14 protein-coding genes are annotated in these 16,778 nt (G+C 75.3%); 6 read left to right on the forward strand and 8 right to left on the reverse strand.

What is annotated here, in order from left to right; all coding sequences use genetic code 11:
• Positions 1-24: 24 nt before the first annotated feature.
• The 6 genes from OH807_RS28315 to OH807_RS28340 all read right to left on the reverse strand — a co-directional run bounded on the left by OH807_RS28315 (position 25) and on the right by OH807_RS28340 (position 9,417).
• Entirely contained in the window at positions 25-1,380 is a 1,356-nt protein-coding gene (locus tag OH807_RS28315; protein WP_406204142.1) for a vWA domain-containing protein, read from the reverse strand.
• A 56-nt stretch (positions 1,381-1,436) separates the two neighbouring features.
• Positions 1,437-2,810 carry a PP2C family protein-serine/threonine phosphatase gene (locus OH807_RS28320; protein ID WP_406204145.1) on the reverse strand — a complete coding sequence of 458 codons (1,374 nt, stop codon included), beginning with the start codon at positions 2,808-2,810 and terminating at the stop codon, positions 1,437-1,439.
• A 3-nt stretch (positions 2,811-2,813) separates the two neighbouring features.
• Complete coding sequence (locus OH807_RS28325) at positions 2,814-5,444, reverse strand: tetratricopeptide repeat protein (protein WP_406204148.1); 2,631 nt, start codon at positions 5,442-5,444, stop codon at positions 2,814-2,816.
• 4 nt (positions 5,445-5,448) lie between these two features.
• A complete protein-coding gene (locus OH807_RS28330; protein WP_406204151.1) occupies positions 5,449-6,807 on the reverse strand; it encodes a hypothetical protein in 1,359 nt (452 codons plus the stop codon).
• Between the two features lie 251 nt (positions 6,808-7,058).
• On the reverse strand, positions 7,059-8,003 hold the full coding sequence (locus OH807_RS28335) for a glutamate ABC transporter substrate-binding protein (protein ID WP_406204154.1): 945 nt from the start codon (positions 8,001-8,003) through the stop codon (positions 7,059-7,061).
• Between the two features lie 16 nt (positions 8,004-8,019).
• Entirely contained in the window at positions 8,020-9,417 is a 1,398-nt protein-coding gene (locus OH807_RS28340) for a hypothetical protein (protein ID WP_406204157.1), read from the reverse strand.
• Positions 9,418-9,832: 415 nt separating this feature from the next.
• Between OH807_RS28340 and OH807_RS28345 the strand changes: the two genes are divergently transcribed.
• The 3 genes from OH807_RS28345 to OH807_RS28355 all read left to right on the forward strand — a co-directional run bounded on the left by OH807_RS28345 (position 9,833) and on the right by OH807_RS28355 (position 12,554).
• Positions 9,833-10,408 carry a nucleosidase gene (locus OH807_RS28345; protein WP_406204160.1) on the forward strand — a complete coding sequence of 192 codons (576 nt, stop codon included), beginning with the start codon at positions 9,833-9,835 and terminating at the stop codon, positions 10,406-10,408.
• A gap of 90 nt (positions 10,409-10,498) precedes the next feature.
• Entirely contained in the window at positions 10,499-11,014 is a 516-nt protein-coding gene (locus OH807_RS28350) for a DinB family protein (RefSeq protein WP_406204163.1), read from the forward strand.
• 136 nt (positions 11,015-11,150) lie between these two features.
• The gene (locus OH807_RS28355; protein WP_406204166.1) at positions 11,151-12,554 is read left to right on the forward strand and encodes a trypsin-like serine peptidase; all 1,404 of its coding nucleotides are present in this window, start codon (positions 11,151-11,153) and stop codon (positions 12,552-12,554) included.
• Between the two features lie 78 nt (positions 12,555-12,632).
• On the opposite strand, the gene sigJ is transcribed toward OH807_RS28355, so the two are convergent.
• A complete protein-coding gene (gene sigJ / locus OH807_RS28360; protein ID WP_406204168.1) occupies positions 12,633-13,544 on the reverse strand; it encodes an RNA polymerase sigma factor SigJ in 912 nt (303 codons plus the stop codon).
• A gap of 304 nt (positions 13,545-13,848) precedes the next feature.
• On the opposite strand from sigJ, the gene OH807_RS28365 reads away from it, so the two are divergent.
• Entirely contained in the window at positions 13,849-14,373 is a 525-nt protein-coding gene (locus OH807_RS28365) for a hypothetical protein (protein WP_406204171.1), read from the forward strand.
• Here the strand turns inward: OH807_RS28365 and OH807_RS28370 are convergent.
• On the reverse strand, positions 14,366-14,983 hold the full coding sequence (locus OH807_RS28370) for a cysteine hydrolase family protein (RefSeq protein ID WP_406204174.1): 618 nt from the start codon (positions 14,981-14,983) through the stop codon (positions 14,366-14,368). The genes OH807_RS28365 and OH807_RS28370 overlap by 8 nt on opposite strands.
• A gap of 71 nt (positions 14,984-15,054) precedes the next feature.
• Here OH807_RS28370 and OH807_RS28375 point away from each other — a divergent pair, with 71 nt between their 5' ends.
• A complete protein-coding gene (locus tag OH807_RS28375) occupies positions 15,055-16,017 on the forward strand; it encodes a GlxA family transcriptional regulator (RefSeq protein ID WP_406204177.1) in 963 nt (320 codons plus the stop codon).
• 118 nt (positions 16,018-16,135) lie between these two features.
• Complete coding sequence (locus tag OH807_RS28380) at positions 16,136-16,762, forward strand: hypothetical protein (protein WP_406204180.1); 627 nt, start codon at positions 16,136-16,138, stop codon at positions 16,760-16,762.
• Positions 16,763-16,778 lie beyond the last annotated feature (16 nt).

Genomic DNA, 16,778 nt, shown 5'->3' on the forward strand with positions numbered 1-16,778 from the left:
CGGCCCGGTCGGCTTCTTCAGCGGTCACTTCTTCACACGGACGGTCTTGGTCGACCGGGTCTCAAGGGTCATCGAGTCGGCCTCGCTCACGTTCTTACGGAACCGAACCGTACCCTCCTTGGGGTCGACGACGTCGACCACCTTCTGAAGCAGCTTGAACGTGCCCTCGTTCCCGGTCGCGTGGGCGATCCGGACGGCGGCGCCGAGCTTGGCGGTCGCCCGGTCGACGTCCCCGGCCCGGTGGGCCTCCAGGCCCTCCTGGATGGACGAGGCCAGCTCGGCCTGACCGGTGTAGTGGGCGACCTGCGGGCTGATCCGGGTGGAGGAGGCCAGGTCGTCGGTCCAGACCGCCTTGACCAGGCCCTGCGAGAGCACCTCGGGGGTGCTGCCGGTCTGCGGCGGCAGCACGAGGCTGACCCGGGCGGCGAGCATCTCGTTGCCGACGGTGGCGGCCGGCACCTCGACGCAGACGTGGTAGTCGCGGCTCTCGTCGCCCCAGGAGCCGGTCGGGTAGTCGCCGGCCCGCGGCCCGGCCTCGGTGCGGCGGCCGGTGAGGTCCTCCACCGCGGGGGCGACCTGCTTCACGAACTTCACCACCGCGTTGGCGGGCGTCCAGATCCGCAGGGCGACATCGGCGACCTGCTTGCCCATCGCGCCGGTCATCATCGAGCGGAAGTCCTCGGCGAGTGCGGAGGGCTCGGCGACGATGTCGACGGTGCCGAGCAGCGCGGAGGAGATCTTGCGCAGTTCGTCGACCCGCCAGTCGGTGCCGACGCCGCGGCAGTCGGCGGTGAAGTGGCCGGAGACCCGCTCGATGGCGCGGTCCAGGTCGACCGCCGACTCGTGCTCGTTGTTGCCGTCGGTGAGCAGGATGGCGTGCCGGATGGCGATGTCGCGGCGGGTCAGGAAGAGCTGGTCGGCCTTGGCGAGCCAGGTGCCCATCGCGGTGCCGCCGGCCGCGGTGAGCCGCCGCAGCGCCTCCTTGGCCCGGCCGCGGGTGTCGTCCGAGGCGATGGCGAGGGTGCCGTCACCGGGGAAGATGTCCCGGGCCTCGTGGGTGCCGGCCACGACGGCGAAGGCGACGCCGTCGCGGACGGTGTCGATGGCGGCGGCGGTGGCCTCCCGGGCGCCGCGCATCTTGCTGGCGGGGTAGTCCATCGAGCCGGAGCAGTCCACCATGATCACCACGGCGGCGGACTGCGCACCGGCCCCGAGCGGCCCCGCGTCGGCGACTCCGAGCGGACGGCCGCCGGAGGTGCCGCCGCCGGTCGCGGTGACGGTCACGATGGCGTTCACCTCGCGGGCGCCGTCGGCGAGGTACTCGTTCTGGAAGATGTCCACGTCGAACCTGGGCAGGTTCGGCTTAGCCAGTGTTGCCATGGGCCGGTGGCTCCCGTCGGGTGGTCGTTGGTGCGTACGGTCGGTGGGGGCGGGCGTCAGCCCAGCGGCGGGCGCGGCGGCTGCGGCGGCACCGCGGGCGGGGCCGGCGGTGCGGGCGGCACGGGCCCGGCGGGCGGCAGCGGGGCGGCGGGCGGCAGCGGGGCGGCGGGCGAGCCGATCACCGGGAGGTCCGGCAGCGTCGGGTCGTGGTCCTCCTCGTCGTCGCCACCGGCCGCGCCCGGCCGGATCACCGGCAGGTCGAGCGCCGTGGCGGTGCGGGCGTCCTCGGCCGCCGGGTCGTCGGCCCGGTCCGCGCCGGCCGGCCCGGCGGGCGGGTCGATCGGCAGCACGGCGACGGTGATGTTGTCGTGCCCGCCGGCCGCGACGGCGAACTTCACCAGGGCCCGGGCGGCCGCGAGCGGCTCGGTGCGGGCGTCCGGGCGGACGTAGAAGGCGAGGTCGGTGGCGGCCTCGGCGTAGTTCCAGAGGCCGTCGGTGCAGACCAGCAGCACGCCGGGGACGTGCGGGGTGAAGTCGAGGGTGTGCGGGACGACCTCCTCGGCGTCCGCGCCGAGCCAGCCGGTGATGGCGTGGGCCCGCGGGTCCGCGTACGCCTCGGCCTCGCCCATCAGGCCGGCCTCGACCATCCGGGCGGCCCAGGAGTCGTCCTGGGTGAGCCGGAACGGCTCGGCGGCGACCCGGTCGTCCGGGATCCAGTACGCCCGGGTGTCGCCGACCCAGCCGATGGTGACCCGGCCGCCCGCGGCTATCGCGCTGACGTAGGTGCAGGCGGGGGCGTTGACGTCGGGCCGGTAGGGGGAGGTGCCGTCGACCGCGAGGGCGGCGACGGCGGCGGCCGCGTCGGCGATCGCCCGGCGCATCGCCGCGGTCGGCTCCTGGCCGGCCTCCAGCGCGGTGAGCAGCGACTCCGAGGCAGCATCGACGGCGGTCTCGGAGGCCTCGTCGGGCCGGTCGGAGGAGGAGACACCGTCGCAGACCACGGCCACCACGACGGGTTCGCCGCCGGGCAGCGAGGTGGCGGCGACGGTGAACGAGTCCTCGTTGCGGTGGTGGCGCACGCCGCGGTCGCTGACCCCGGCCACGCCGGCCAGCGCCTTCTCCATGTGGTCGCGCGGGCGCGGCTGGGCGCCGCCGCAGGCCTCGCAGTAGCCGTCGCCGGAGACCTGCGGCAGGCCGCAGTGCACGCAGGCGGGCCCGCCCTGGGCGGGGACGGCGGGCCCGTCCGGCCCGGTCGCCGGGCGGTGGCCGCCGGGGGTGCGGTCGCCGCCGTCACCCCGGGCGGTGGACCAGCCCGCGGGCATCGCGCCCGGGGCCGGCCGGCCGTCCCGGCCCACCCCGCAGGAGCCGCAATAGGAATCCTCCGGCTCCAGCGGTTCGGCACAGCTCTGGCACACGGTCTGCTGCGGCATTGGTCACACCCATGTCCTGGGGCGGGCACGGTTGGCCCGCTCCACCATCTCGATCCTGGTCTCGGCCCGGTCGGCCAACCGGGCGAGTACCCGGTAGGACTGCTCCAGCGCGAACCGCAGTTCCCGTTCGACGGCCGGCCGTCCGAGCACGGTCGTCCCGCCGGCCTTCTCGGCCCCGGCCGAGCCGGCGACGACCCAGCGGAGGGCGGTGCCGAGCACCTCGACGGAGAGCTCCTCGCGGCGGCGGTCGTCCAGCCGCAGCGCGGTCAGCTGCTCGGAGCCGGTGCCGAGGTCCTCGCCCAGCGGGTCGGTGGCGGGCCGTTCGCGCAGCCGGGCGCGGACGGCGGCGATCCGGGCGGCGGTGAACTGGCTGGAGGTGGCGGGCACCGATTCGAGGACGGCGACGGCGCCGGCCCGGTCGTCGCCGGCGAGGCGGACCCGGGCCAGCCCGAAGGCGGCGCTCAGGTACGCGTGGTCGGTGCTCCAGACCAGGCGGTAGAACTCGGCCGCGTCGCCGCCGTCGTCGAGCAGCTCGGCGCAGATGCCGAGGGCCAGCTTCGGGGCGCTCTCGCCGGGGAAGGCGTCGTAGACGGCGTCGAAGGCCTCGGCGGCGGCGCGCAGCGCCCGGGTGGCGGGGGTCTCCTCCCCGGCGGGGCCGGCCTCCCCGGGCACGGCGGATCCGCCGCGTCCGTCCGCGCTGCTCCCCGGGTCGGCGGCGCCGACCAGCGCGGTCAGTCCGCGGTACCAGACCACCCGCCAGTCGTCCGGGTGGTCGCGGTCCAGCTCGGCGAGTGCCTTCTCGGCGGTGGCGCGGTGGCCGAGTTCGAGGTGGGCGCGGAGTTCGCGCAGCCGGCGTTCGACGGAGTCGGCGGGGGCGCCGGCCAGGGCGGCGAGCGCCTCGTGCGGGTCGGTGGCGAGCAGGGTGGCGAGGAAGCCGGCGTTCGGGTCGGCCGGGTCGACCCGGGGGACGGGCAGGGCCAGTGCGGCGGCGGCCGGGTCCAGTGCGGTGACCCGCAGTTCGTCGGGCCGCAGGGCCGGCCGGACGAGCTCGGTGTCCACCACGCGCAGCTCCGGGCCGAACAGCGTGGAGAGCGAGGGCCGCGGGCGGCCGTCCTGGAGGGCCAGCACCTCGCGCAGCACGCCGGTGAGCTGGTCGGCCATCTCCTCGGCGGAGGCGAACCGGCGGGCCGGGTCCGGGTCGGTGGCGCGGACCAGGAAGCGGTAGTACGACTCGTACGCGGCGAGGACGGGGACGGACTCCGGGCCGGGCAGCGAGTCGCGGTAGGTGGTGCTGTAGCCCTGGAAGTCGAAGCTGAGCACCGCGAGGGTGCGGGCGACGGTGTAGAGGTCGGAGGCGGGGGAGGGGCCCTCGGTGGCGATCTCGGGGGCCTGGTAGCCGATGGTGCCGTAGATCGGTCCGTCGTCGTCGAGGCGGCGGACGGCACCCATGTCGATGATCTTGAGCGCGTCACCGCTCTGGATCACGTTGTCGATCTTGAAGTCGCAGTAGATCAGGCCCCGGCCGTGCAGGTACCCGAGCGCGGGCAGCGCCTCCAGCGCGTACGCGATGGCCTGCTCCACCGGCAGCGGCTCGCGCCGGCCGTCCGGTGTGCGGCGCTCGTTGGCGATGTCCTTGAGCGACTTGCCGCCGACGTACTCCATCACGATGTAGCCGTCGGTGGAGCCGGTCCGCAGGTCCGGGTGCTCGGCGAAGTTGATGATGCGGACGATGTTCGGGTGGTCCACCTCGGCCAGGAACCGCCGCTCGGCGACGGCCACCGCGAGCGCGTCCTCGTCCCCGGTGTCGAGCAGGCCCTTCAGCACCACCCACTTGTCGTTGACCCGCCGGTCCACCGCCAGGTAGATCCAGCCGAGTCCGCCGTGCGCGAGGCAGCCCACCACCTCGTACTGCCCGCCGACCAAGTCCCCCCGGCGCAGCTTGGGCGTGAACGAGTACGGGGTGCCGCACTTGGTGCAGAAGCCGTCGGGGCGGCCCGGCTGCCCGTTCTTCTCCCGGCCCACCGGGGTGTCGCACTTGGAGCAGAACCGCTTGCGCTCGGGCACCTGCGGGTCGGTCAGGACGGCCAGCGTCGGGTCGGCCGCCGGGACGGTGGGCACCGTCACCAGGCCGGCGCCCAGCCGGTTGCGGGTGCCCGCGCTGACGCTGCCGCGGCTGCTGCGCACCGACACCGAACGGCTGCTGCCGGTCCGGGTGGAGCGGTGCGAGCGGGACCGGCCGGACATCGAGCGGGCCGAGCCGGTGCGCGAGGAGCCGGTGCGTGAGGAGTCCGCGGAGAGCCGGGCGGAGGGGATGTACGGCTGGGTGAGCCCGGTGTCGCCGCCGGGGGCGGTGAGGCCGCACTCGTCGCAGTAGCCGTCCGGGTCGATGGTGCCGGTGCAGTCGCGCGGGCAGGGCGAGCCGGGGCCGACGGCGCCCGGCGCCGGCCCGGAGGGCGTGGCGGAGCCGGTGGTGCCGCTGCCGGAGCCGGTCGCGCCGGAGCCGGTCGTGCCGGAGCCGGCACCGGTCCGGACGGACACCGCGCCCGCCGGCGCGAGCCCGCACTCGGTGCAGTAGCCGTCCTCGTCGATCGTCCCGTCGCCGGTGCACTCCGGCCGTCCGCACGCCTCGTCCATGACCTCAGCTCCCCAGTTCCTGTTCCTGTGCCTGCCCGTCGACCGGCCCCCCGGCCTGCGGCGGCCCGGCCGGGGCCGGCCGCAGCGACTGCTGGAAGCGGGCCACGGCCGCGGCCGCCGCCCGCAGGTCGCACGGCGCGCTCCAGAGCAGCCAGCGCGCCTTCTCGTACCGCTCGACCACTTCCGGGTCCTCGGCGACGCGCAGCCGCGCCGCCATCGCCTTGTAGGCGTCCAGCCGCCCGCGCAGCTCGGCCCGGACGGCCAGCGGCTGCGTCACCTCGGTGAGCGCGCGGCGGGCCCGGTTCAGCTCCTTGGCTGCCGCGTCCTCCAGGGCGTCGAGCAGCGTTGCCAGCCGGTGCCACTGCCCGCTCTGGCGCAACTCCAGGGCCAGCACGATCCGTTCGCGCAGCGCCGAGGCCGGCCCGGGCACCGCGGGCACCTCGGTGGCGGCGATCTTCGCCAGCACCTCGCCGCGCGCCCGGCGGGCCTCGGCCAGCGTGGCGTCGGCCCGTTGCAGCAGGTCGCCGACGCCCTGGAGGCGCTCCTCGGCGTCGTCGCGCAGGCGGAGCACGTCCTCCAGCTCCAGCCGGACGCCGTCCAGCGCCCGCCCGGCCCGGTCGAACCGCTCGGTGTCCACCACCCCGGACGGCGTGGCCAGTGCGGTGCCGTCGGGCACGGTGCCGCGCTGCGCGGGCACCCGGGCCGGCCGCCAGAGCGCCAGCGGGTCGGTGCGCACCTCGGCCCGCAGCTCGGCGAGGTCGGCCGCCAGCCCGGCGAGGTCGTCGGCGAGCGGGTGGCTGCCCGGGTGCACGCCGAGCGAGCCCGCCAGCGTCTGCACCCGGCGCAGCTCGGCCAGCAGCAGGTCGATCCGGGCGGGCAGCGCCGACCAGACGGCGTCGGCGGCGCTGACCACCTCCAGCACGGTGGCGTACCAGGAGTTCATCCGGGCCATCAGCTCGTCCAGGCTGACCCGCTGGACGAGCTTGGCCGGTGCGCCGAGCAGTTGCGGGCCGTCCGGCAGCGAGCCGCCGGGCACGGTGACGGCGTCACCGGTCAGCAGCTCGCTGAGCTCGGCGAGTTCGGCCGAACCGGGCCGGGCCCGGCGGGCGCGGACGGCGCGGGCCGAGGCCAGCGCCTCCGAGTAGCGGTCGAACAGCGCCCAGAGCAGCGGCAGGCCCTGCCCGGCGACGGACCAGCGCTCCTGGGTGCGGCCCGCCAGCTCGGCGCCGTCGATCAGCCGCAGGCCCGGGTGGTCCTGGAGCGAGAGCAGTGCCGATTCGACCGCGTCGCGTTCGGCGCCGAGGCGCGTCAGTGCGCGGTCCACCTCCTCCCGGCTCAGTACCGGGCCGGCCGAAGCTGCCAACGTCGTCTCCCCCTCCTCGTCGCGTCCTGGTCGTGCGCGGTGCTGCCGGGTGCTGTCGAGCGTTGCCCGGTGCTGCTGAGTACTGCCTGGCCCTGCTGGGTGCTGCCTGGTCCTGATCCGTCCCGCGGGGCTCCGCGGCCCTGGACCGCCGGGCCCGCCCGGCCGGCCGCGTGGCCCCGGACGACCCTAGCCTGCGTCCCCGCGGCGGGGCGGGGCCCGGTCGTCAAGGGCCCGTCATGACGCGGCCGCCGTCACCGCCGGACCGGCCAGTAGTGCTCGGCGTCGTTCAGCATGTACGGCTTGAGCCAGCGGTCGTAGCTCGCCTGCCAGCCGCCGTTCGCGTGGTAGTCGGCGAGCACCTGGTTCACCCGGGCCGTCAGGTCGGGGCTGTTCTTGAGCATCGCGACGCCCATCACGGAGGGCTGGACCTCGCCGTCCACCACCCGGACCGTCTGGTCCTGGGCCGCCTGGCTGGCCGCCAGACCGTCGTCCGTCATGGTCGCGTCGATCTTGCCCAGCTGCATCAGCACCAGGCAGTCCAGGTGGTTCTCCACCGAGACGATCTTCGCGACCTTCGGGCGGCGCTTCAGCTCGATCTCGGCGGAGGAGCTCGTCGCCGCGCAGACGGTCTTGCCGTCCACCGCCTCGTCGATGGTTCGTGCCGTGGAGGTGCGCGGCACCACCACCCGCTGGCTGCTGTTGAAGTAGGGCTTGGAGAAGGCGACCTGCTGCAGCCGGTCGCAGTTGATCGTCATGGTCCGGACGATCAGGTCGACCCGGCCCTGCTGGATGAAGTCGATCCGCCCGGAGGTGGGCACCGCCTTGAGCGTCACCTTGTCCGGGTCGCCCATGATCGCGGTGCCGATGGCCCGGGCGAGGTCGATGTCGAAGCCCTCGATCTGGCCGGTGGTGGGGTTGCGGGCGCCCCAGCGGAAGCTGTTCTGGTCGACGCCGATCACCAGGCTCCGCTTCGCCTTGATCGCTTTCACCGCCGGGCCGTCCTCGCTGCTCGGCGGCACGCTCTGGTAGACGTCGCAGTCGGTGCCGGCCTGCTCCTGCTGCGGTGCCTGCGCCGGCCGGAGCGGGGCGCCGGCCAGGGCCGCGCCCTGCGGGGCGCCCGCGCCGAGCACCGCCGCGCAGCTCGCCAGCAGCGCCACCGCCACGGCCGACCGGGTCTTCGCCGTTCCCTCGCGCATCGTGTCCGTCCCCCCTCTACCGGTACTCGGCCAGTCGTCGGCCGAGGCCGCGGGCCGCCGCGGCGGCCGCCACCAGGGCCAGCACCGCGACCGCCACGGCGGCGGTGCGCAGATCCCCGTCGGTGCCCTCGGCCGCCCGCCGGAACTGCTCCAGTTCGGTGTCGGCGGCGAGCGCCAGCTGCTGGTCGACGACGTTGAACGAGGCGTCGGCGGTCTTCGGCACGTCCGCCTCCTTCACCGTCACCGTCGCGTCCAGCGCGGCCTGGTAGTCGGCGTCGACGTTCTCCAGCTTGCTCGCCGCGAGGTGCCGTTCGCGCCACTCGTCGTACTTGCTCCACGCGACGGTGACGGCCTTCTGGGCATCGGCCGGGGCCAGCCGGAAGGCCTCCGGGAGGGTGCCGCCGCGCCGGTCGACCGGGAGGTCCTGGCCGTCGGACAGGTGCGTGGTGGTCTTCGCCCAGAGGTCGGCGTAGATGCCGGAGGAGCCCCGGGCGACGAGGTGCAGGTTCTCCGCCAGCCGGGCGGTCAGGACGTCCACCCGGGCCGCGTTGAGCGCCTTCAGCGGCGTGGCGCCGTTGCGGGCGCTGTCCTGCAGCGCGTCGCGCGCACCGAGCCCGGCGACGGTCAGCCAGAGCACCCCGGCCAGTACCGCGGCCGTCGCACCCAGCAGCCCCGGGTTGAACACCCGGTTGGTCCGGCGGAACAGCACCATCTGCACCAGGACCAGCGTGGTGAGGGCCACTGCCCCCAGGCCGTAGGCGGCCCACGGGATCGCCCTGGCCGCGGCGTAGTCGGCGTCCAGCTCCTGGTTCTCCGCGGCGGTGAGCTGGGCGGCGGCCGGCAGCAGCACGGTGCGCATCTGGTCCGAGGCGTACCGCAGGTAGGCCCCGCCGAGCGGGTAGCCCTGCCGGTTGTTGGCCCGCGCGGTCTCCACCAGGCCGGCGTAGACCGGTACCTGCTGGTTGAGGGTGGCCAGCCAGCCCTGGGCGGGGGAGGAGGCGGTGGTGCGCGCGGCGGCCTCGGCGATCAGCCGGGACGCCGTCGCGAGGTCCTGCTCGTAGCGGTCCCGGACGGCCTTCGGCTCGGCGCCGGCCAGCAGGAAGCCGGTGGCCGCCGTGGTGTCCGCGTCGGCCAGCGAGCGGTGGATGTCGGCGGCCGCCTGGCTCAGCGGCTGGCTGTACGAGACCACCCGCTGGGCGGCCTGCGCCCGCGAGTTGACCTGCCAGGCGGTGAGCACGCCGAACGCGACGGTGACCACGGCCAGCAGCGCGCCGGCCAGCCGCAGCCGGCCCGGTGCCGTCCGGGTGGCCCGGCCGATCCGGGCCACCGGGCCCCGCCCCCGCGCGGCGGCCGTGCCGCCGGGCCCCGCCGGCACCACTGCGCCCGGCCCCTTCGTACGTACCGGTGTCGCCACCTGCCTCACCCTCCCCTGTGGCCCGGCCCGTCGTCCGGGCCCGGCCGTTGCCAGCAGTATGGCCGTCGCTCCCCGCGGCCACACCCCACTTGCGCCGATCTTGAGCATCGCCGGGTGCCGTGGACGGGCACCGGCTCCGGGTACTGCGCGCGCGTACCGCTTGTCGATCACCGTGCCCGGCCGCCGGCCGCGGTCGGTGCCGTCCGGTCGTGTCCTTCGGCGGTGCCGTCCGGTGGCGCCGTCCGGCGGTGTCCTTCGGTGCGACTGCGGGGTCGGCCGCCCCTCCCTCCCCGGGCGCGGGGCGGGCGGCGATCGGGTCGACGCGGGATGCACCCTATGCGGTTCCCGTGACAGCCGGAGGGGAGGGGTCCGGTTCCGCGGGCCTCCGGCGGGGGGCCGTCCGTACCATGGCGGTATGCGCCTGATGGGAACGATCTCAGCCGACCGCCCGCTCGTCGTCGTCGCCGTCCGGGAGGAGGCCGTCCACCTCGGGGACCGGCTTCCCGTCCTGCTCACCGGCATCGGCAAGGTCAACGCCGCGGCGGCGCTCGCGACCGTCCTGGCGCAGGGCGAGCGGCCGTGCGAGGTGCTCAACCTCGGCACCGCCGGCGCGCTGCGCCCCGGCTGGGAGGGCACCCACACCGTCACCCAGGTGATCCAGCACGACCTGGACAGCCCCGCCCTGCTGGCGCTCACCGGCCGCACCTACGGCGCCCCGCTGGTGGTCGGCAAGGGCGACGGCCCGATCCTGGCCACCGGTGACCTCTTCGTCTCCTCCGCCGCCGCCCGCGACCGGCTGGCCGAGCACGCCGACCTGGTCGACATGGAGGGGTACGCCGTCGCCACTGTCGCCCACCGGGCCGGCCTGCCGGTCCGGCTGGTCAAGCACGTCAGCGACGAGGCCGGGGACGGTGCCGTCCACACCTGGCAGGAGTCGGTCGACGAGTGCGCCCGCCACCTCGCGGACTGGCTGCACAACCAGGGCTGGTGAGCCGCGCCCGGAGCGTCCCCCGGGGCGGTTTTCGGCCCGGCAGGTGGGCGGACGGACCGTCAGGGCCGCGCTGTGGGTAGCCTGGCCGGCGTGACCGAGAACGATGCCGCGCGCCGGCGCTCCGACGTCCGCCCGCCCGGCCTCAACGCGGACGAGCCGACCACCCTGCTGACCTTCCTCGGCTACCTGCGCGAGGCGGTCATCGGCAAGACCGAGGGCCTCTCCGACGAGGAGGCCCGCCGCCCCGGTGTGGCCTCCGGCACCAGCCTGCTCTGGCTGGTCCGGCACCTCACCGCGGTCGAACTCAACTGGTTCCTCTGGGCCTACCGCGGTGACGACGTCGAGCTGTGGGACGACGACGCACCCTCGCCCGGCGACGAGACGGTGGCCGGGTCGGTCGCCGCCTACCGGGCGGCGATCGCCCGCGCCGACGAGGTCGCCGCCGCCGCCGCCGACCTGGACCGGCCCGGCGTCCGCTCGCTGCGGCCCAACGCCGAAGCACCGTCGATGCGTTGGCTGCTGGTCCACATGATCGAGGAGACCGGCCGGCACGCCGGCCACGCCGACATCATCCGGGAGCAGCTGGACGGCTCGGTCGGCCGCTAGCGGGGGCGGGTACCCCCGGCCCTGACGGACAGTGGCATACTCCCCCGCGCACCGCGCCGCCGCTCTGACGGCGCCGCGCGTTTTCACACAGGGGGATCAGAAGTTCATGTCATCGTCAGGTAGAACCAGGCGTTCCGTGCGGGCCGTTCTCGGCGCCTCGGTGCTCGCGCTCACGCTGCTCGGCACCTCGGCCTGCGGGCCGGACAACAGCTCGGCGGACGCCGCCGCGACCGCGGGGGCGGGCGCACCCGACCTCGGCCTCCCGGCCAATCTCGACGACCTGAAGAAGTGGAAGTTCGACGACTGGGAGAAGTGGGCGAAGGACTACGCCCTCCCGGCCGCCGCCCAGGGCTTCTGGACGCTGGAGAAGCTGCTCCAGGCGAAGCCGGACGAGCCGATCGCGCCGCCGGCGGCCCCGCCCGCCCAGCCGCCCGCCCAGCCGTCGCAGCCGGGCCAGCCGCCGGCCCCGGCGCCCGCGAGCACGCCGCCGGGCGCCAAGCCGCCGGCCGGGCAGCCCACCCAGCCGGGGCACCCGAACACCCCGGCGGCGCCGCCGAAGCCGTCCAGCACCCAGCAGCCGGCCTCGCAGCCGGCCGCGCCGCCCAAGTCGCAGGCGCCGGCGCAGCCGTCGCAGCCCGCCCAGGCTCCGGCCCAGCCGTCGCAGCCGCCGGCCCAGCCCGCGCAGCCGCCGGCTCAGCAGCCCGCCCAGCCTGCCGACAACGGCAACGACCCGCTGCCGAAGACCGTCAACGCCCAGGCGGTGGCGCACCCGTACACCAAGTCCGCGGTGCACGGGAAGCTGTTCGCCGACGAGCCGGGCAGCGGCCCGAACGCCGCCGCCGGCCTCAACCACTACCAGTGCTCCGCGACCGTGGTGGCCGACCCGGCCCACCCCGGCAAGAGCAACCTGGTGTGGACCGCCGGCCACTGCGTCCACCAGGGCAAGGGCGGCGCGTTCTACAGCAACATCAGCTTCATCCCGGCGTTCAACAGCAGCGCCGCCCTGAGCGGCGGCAAGCAGGCGCCGGAGTCCCAGTACGCGCCGTTCGGCATCTGGAGCGGCACGCAGGCCGTCACCTCCCCGCAGTGGAAGGCCGAGGGCGGCAAGAGCGGCGACGCGGCCACCCACTACGACTTCGGGATCGTCCGGGTGAAGCCCGCCGAGGGCGGCAAGTCGCTGGAGGAGACGGTCGGCGGCGCGCTGCCGGTCTGGTTCAACGCTCCGCGCGACCAGCTGAGCATCAGCGAGTACGGCTACCCGGCCGCCCCGCCGTTCGACGGCATGGAGCTGAACCACTGCGAGAGCGGCCGGCCGGGCCGGCTCTCGTACGAGCCCTCGCGCCCGCCGATGCTGGTGATCGGGTGCAGCATGACCGCCGGATCCAGCGGTGGTGGCTGGCTGGCCGTCCGGGACGGCAAGCCCGTCCTGGTCAGCAACGTGTCGGTGGGCAAGCACACCGGTGACCCGCTGTACCAGGCCGGACCGTACCTGGACGACGTCGCCGCCGGGGCCTACGACTTCCTGTCGAAGAAGGGCTGAGCCCGCCCCCGCCGGACGGACCCGGACCGCCCCCGCACGGATGCCGTGCGGGGGCGGTCCGCGTTCGCGACGGCCCGGCTACTCCTGGAAGGCCGTCAGGTCGAGCCCGTTCAGCCGCTCCGGGTCGGTCAGCACGTCGATCGCCACGATCGAGCCGTCCACCACGGTGAACGCCATGATCGATACCGGCCGGCCGGCCGCGCCGATCACCACGACGCCGGCGGCGCCGTTGATCAGCGCCGGCCGCGCGTACGGCGCGAGCGCGTGGAACATGACCGCCTGGCCGGCCACCGTCCGGGCGCCGGTGAGCACCACGGTCTGCCGGGCCCGGGCCGCCCCGCCGTCGGAGCGCAGCACGACCTCGGGGTCGAGCAGGGCGAGCAGCGCCTCCAAGTCCCCGGTGCGGGTGGCGGCGAAGAAGGCGTCGACGGCCACCCGCTGCCGGGCGAGGTCCCGGTCGGGCGCGGGCGCCTGCCCCTGCACCTTGCGGCGGGCCCGGGTGGCCAGCTGCCGGGTGGCGGCCGCGGTCTTCTCGATCAGCTGGGCGATCTCCTCGAACGGCACGGCGAACAGGTCGTGCAGGACGAACGCCACCCGCTCGGCGGGCGACAGCGACTCCAGGACCACCATCAGCGCCAGTCCGACCGAGTCCGCCAGCAGCACCTCCTGCTCCGGGTCGACCACCCCCTCGCGGGCGAGCAGCGGATCGGGGATGCGCAGCTCCAGGGAGTCCTCGCGGCGCTGCTCGCGCGAGCGCAGGAGGTTCAGGCAGACCCGGCTCACCACCGTGGTCAGCCAGCCGCCGAGGTTCTCCACGCCGGTCGTGTCGGTGCGGTCGTAGCGGAGCCACGCCTCCTGGACGGCGTCCTCGGCCTCGCTGATCGAACCGAGCATCCGGTACGCCACCGCGCGCAGGTGCGGCCGGTGCTCCTCGAACCGCTCGGTGCGGCCGGGGTCCGAGCGGCCGGCCGGCACAACGTCTTCATCCACCGTGTCACATTCCTTCGTCGCCGCGGGTCGGAGCTGCAGGACTTCGAAGTCGCAGGACCTCGAAGTCGCAGGAACGCGAGTCGCAGGACCTCGAAGGTGCAGAACCTCGAACGTGCAGAACCACGAAACCTAACGGCTGCGGCCGGGAGATCGACTCCCGGCCGGGACGAATCGGGGACGACCATGACGAACCCGGCGATCCTCGTGACCGGCGGCACCGGCACCCTGGACGGCCACGTCCTGCCGCTGCTGCGATGGGTGGGGCCCGCGCGGGGTGTCGGACGTGCGTCCTAGGGTGGCGGCCATGACGAACTCACTGCTCGCGGCCGTCCGGGAGAGCGATCCGGCCGAGGAATTCCTGCGCTGCACGGCGGACTTCGACCTCGACGGCACCGAGCACGTCGAGGAGGTCGTCCTCGCGTCCGGCGAGCCGCTGGAGCCGATCGGCGGGGACGGCGCGGGCGGCACCTACTTCCTCTGCGGGGAGGGCGGCGACGAGCGGCCCGTCCTCTACGCCGACTCCGAGGGCTGCGCCGCGCTGGTGGCCGTCGGCGTGCCCGAGCTGGTCCGGCTGCTGCTGGCCGTGCCGTGGTGGCGGGACTGCCGGACCTTCAGCGCGCACGAGAGCGCCGAGGCGGGCGAGTGGTACCTGGAGGACGCGCCCGCGCTGTTCGCCGAGCGGGACGCCGCGGCCGCCGCCCTCGGGCTCGAACTCCCCACCGCGGCCGCGGCCCTGGCCCGGCTCCGGGAGGTGGCCACCGGGCCGGACCACGGCATCGTGCTGCTCAACGCGGCGGAGGGCACCGCCTACGACGCGCTGTTCAGCTGACCACCGCCCCGGTCCGGGCGGCCTGCGCCGCCACCACGTCCGCGGTGGTGACCACCTTGGCGAACCGCATCGCGTGCAGCACCGCGCTGGTGGCGCGGGCGAGTTCGGCGGCGGGGACGGTGACGCCGTCGGGGCCGGTCAGGTCGAAGGCGTGCATCGCGTCGGCCGGGAACACCGCGTCGTACCCGAGGTTGCCGGCCATCCGGGCCGTGGTCTCGTTGCACACGTTGGTGATGATCCCGGCGACGACCACCTGCCGGGCGCCCTGCTCCTGGAGCCAGGCGTGCAGGTCCGGGGTGCCGTAGAAGGCGCTGTTGACCTGCTTGGTGATGTGCAGCGCGGGCTCGACCGCGGCCACGAAGTCCTTCAGTTCGTACCCGGGGGTGCCGGGCGCGAGCGGGCCGCCCGCCGAGGCGTGCTGCACGACCACGATCGGGCGCCCGGTGGTCTCCCAGGCGGTGATCAGCTCGCCGATCCGCTGCTCGGCATCGGGGTTGTCGCGCTCGCCCCAGAACGCGCTGTCCTCGAAGCCCTTCTGGACGTCGATGACGACCAGGACGGCGTCGGGGTCGATGGTCAGCGGGGCATCGAATGCACTGGTGTTCGTCATGCGTCCATCCTGCGGCGGGCCGGCCGGACGCCGTGATGGGCGCTGCTGCCACCCATCGATACGATCCTGCCATGCGGACGGTGGGTTGCCTGATCTTCGACGGTGTCCGGGCCTTCGACTACGCGGTGATCGGGGAGGTCTGGTCGAACCGGATCAGCCGGCCCGGGCTGCCCTCCTTCGACCTGCGGGTCTGCGGGCCGGAGGGCGCGCGGGTGCGGCTCGGCGGCGGGCTGGAACGGGTGCCGGACTCCGGGCTCGACGCGCTGCTCGACTGCGACCTCGTCGTCGTGCCGGGCATGGAGAGCCTGCACGGCCCGCCGCGCGACCCCGCCGTGGCGGACGCGCTGCGCGCCGTGCACCGGCGGGGCATCACCGTGGCCTCGCTCTGCGCGGGCGCCTTCGTGCTCGCCGAGGCGGGCCTGCTGGACGGCCGCACGGCCACCACCCACTGGGCGCTCGCCGGTGAACTGGCCCGCCGGTTCCCGGCGGTGGACGTCCGCCCGGAGGTGCTGTTCACCGGCGAGGAGGGCCTCTGGACCTCCGCCGGGGTGGCGGCCGGCATCGACCTCTGCCTGCACCTGGTGCGGGCCGCGCACGGCCAGCAGACCGCCGCCACCATCGCCCGCGGCATGGTCACCGCGCCGTTCCGCACCGGCGGCCAGGCCCAGTTCATCCCCACCCCCGTCCCCGAGGACGCGGTGGACGACACGCTGGCCGGTGCCCGGGCCGAGATCCTGGCCGCACTCGACAGCCCGTGGACGGTCCGCCGGATGGCCGGGGCGGCGCTGATGTCGGAACGCTCCTTCGCCCGCCGCTTCGTCGCCGCGACCGGCACCACGCCGCTGCGCTGGCTGCTGGAGCAGCGGGTGCTCGCCGCCCAGCGCCTGCTGGAGGAGACGGACCTCCCGGTGGACACCGTCGCCGTCCGCTGCGGCTTCGGCTCGGCAGTGTCCCTGCGGCCCGCCTTCGTGGCGCGGGTGGGCGTGGCTCCGCGCGAGTACCGCAGGGCGTTCCGCGGCCGCGACGCGGGGTAGCGCGGCGTCCGTCCTGCCGTCCGTGCGTCTCTGCGTCCGTCCGTCCGGCCGGGTGCGGGCCGGGGCGTCGTGGGCGCGGGACCAGGGCGCTGTCGTGACCGGCCGTCATACTGGCGGCGTGGCCGACCAGTACCTCTCCGCCTTCGCGGTGGATGCCGATGCCCTGCTCGCCGTGGCCGGCTCCGGCGACGACCGACTCGTCCGCAGGGCGCTCACCGCGGTCGGGGAGCTGCGCGAGGGCGGCCGGCTGCTCCGTGTCGCGGGGCCCGGCGAGGCGGAGCCCGTGCTGCGGGAGCTGGTGGCCGGGCGGCTCGACCCGGCGCTCCCCTCGCGGTACACGGGCGTGCTGGAGCTGCTGGGCCCGGTGCTCGGGGAGTCGCTCGGCTCGGCCGTCCTGCCGGGGCGCGGCTGGGACGGTCTCGCGGGGGCGTTCCGGGCCTGGGGGCTGGTGAACCTGGCCGGGTTGTGGGGGCGGCCCTGGCCGTTCCCGTGGCGGGAGGCGGCGCCCGGGCACGATCCGTGGCCCTTCCCCGTACTCGCCGGGCGCGCCGAACTCGACCTCATTCACGAGGAGTTGGCGGGCTTCGATCCGGGCGGGATCGACGCCGGGAGCGCCGTGCTGCCGGGCGGGGAGGACGACGTCGAGGAGGCCGAGTGGCTGCTCGCCGAGCTCCTTCCGGCCTGGGTGGACGGTGCCCGGGGCCGGGGGTGCGAGCTGTTGCTGCTGCGCGACGGCGGGCGGTGAGGCGCGGGCGGTGAGG

The organism is Kitasatospora sp. NBC_01560 (assembly GCF_045208415.1).
Lineage (GTDB): Bacteria > Actinomycetota > Actinomycetes > Streptomycetales > Streptomycetaceae > Kitasatospora.

Coding starts and splice junctions, on each gene's coding strand:
- OH807_RS28315 (WP_406204142.1), bottom strand. CDS start 1,380: ATGGCAACACTGGCTAAGCCGAACCTGCCCAGGTTCGACGTGGACATC.
- OH807_RS28320 (WP_406204145.1), bottom strand. CDS start 2,810: ATGCCGCAGCAGACCGTGTGCCAGAGCTGTGCCGAACCGCTGGAGCCG.
- OH807_RS28325 (WP_406204148.1), bottom strand. CDS start 5,444: ATGGACGAGGCGTGCGGACGGCCGGAGTGCACCGGCGACGGGACGATC.
- OH807_RS28335 (WP_406204154.1), bottom strand. CDS start 8,003: ATGCGCGAGGGAACGGCGAAGACCCGGTCGGCCGTGGCGGTGGCGCTG.
- OH807_RS28345 (WP_406204160.1), top strand. CDS start 9,833: ATGCGCCTGATGGGAACGATCTCAGCCGACCGCCCGCTCGTCGTCGTC.
- OH807_RS28365 (WP_406204171.1), top strand. CDS start 13,849: ATGACGAACTCACTGCTCGCGGCCGTCCGGGAGAGCGATCCGGCCGAG.
- OH807_RS28370 (WP_406204174.1), bottom strand. CDS start 14,983: ATGACGAACACCAGTGCATTCGATGCCCCGCTGACCATCGACCCCGAC.
- OH807_RS28375 (WP_406204177.1), top strand. CDS start 15,055: ATGCGGACGGTGGGTTGCCTGATCTTCGACGGTGTCCGGGCCTTCGAC.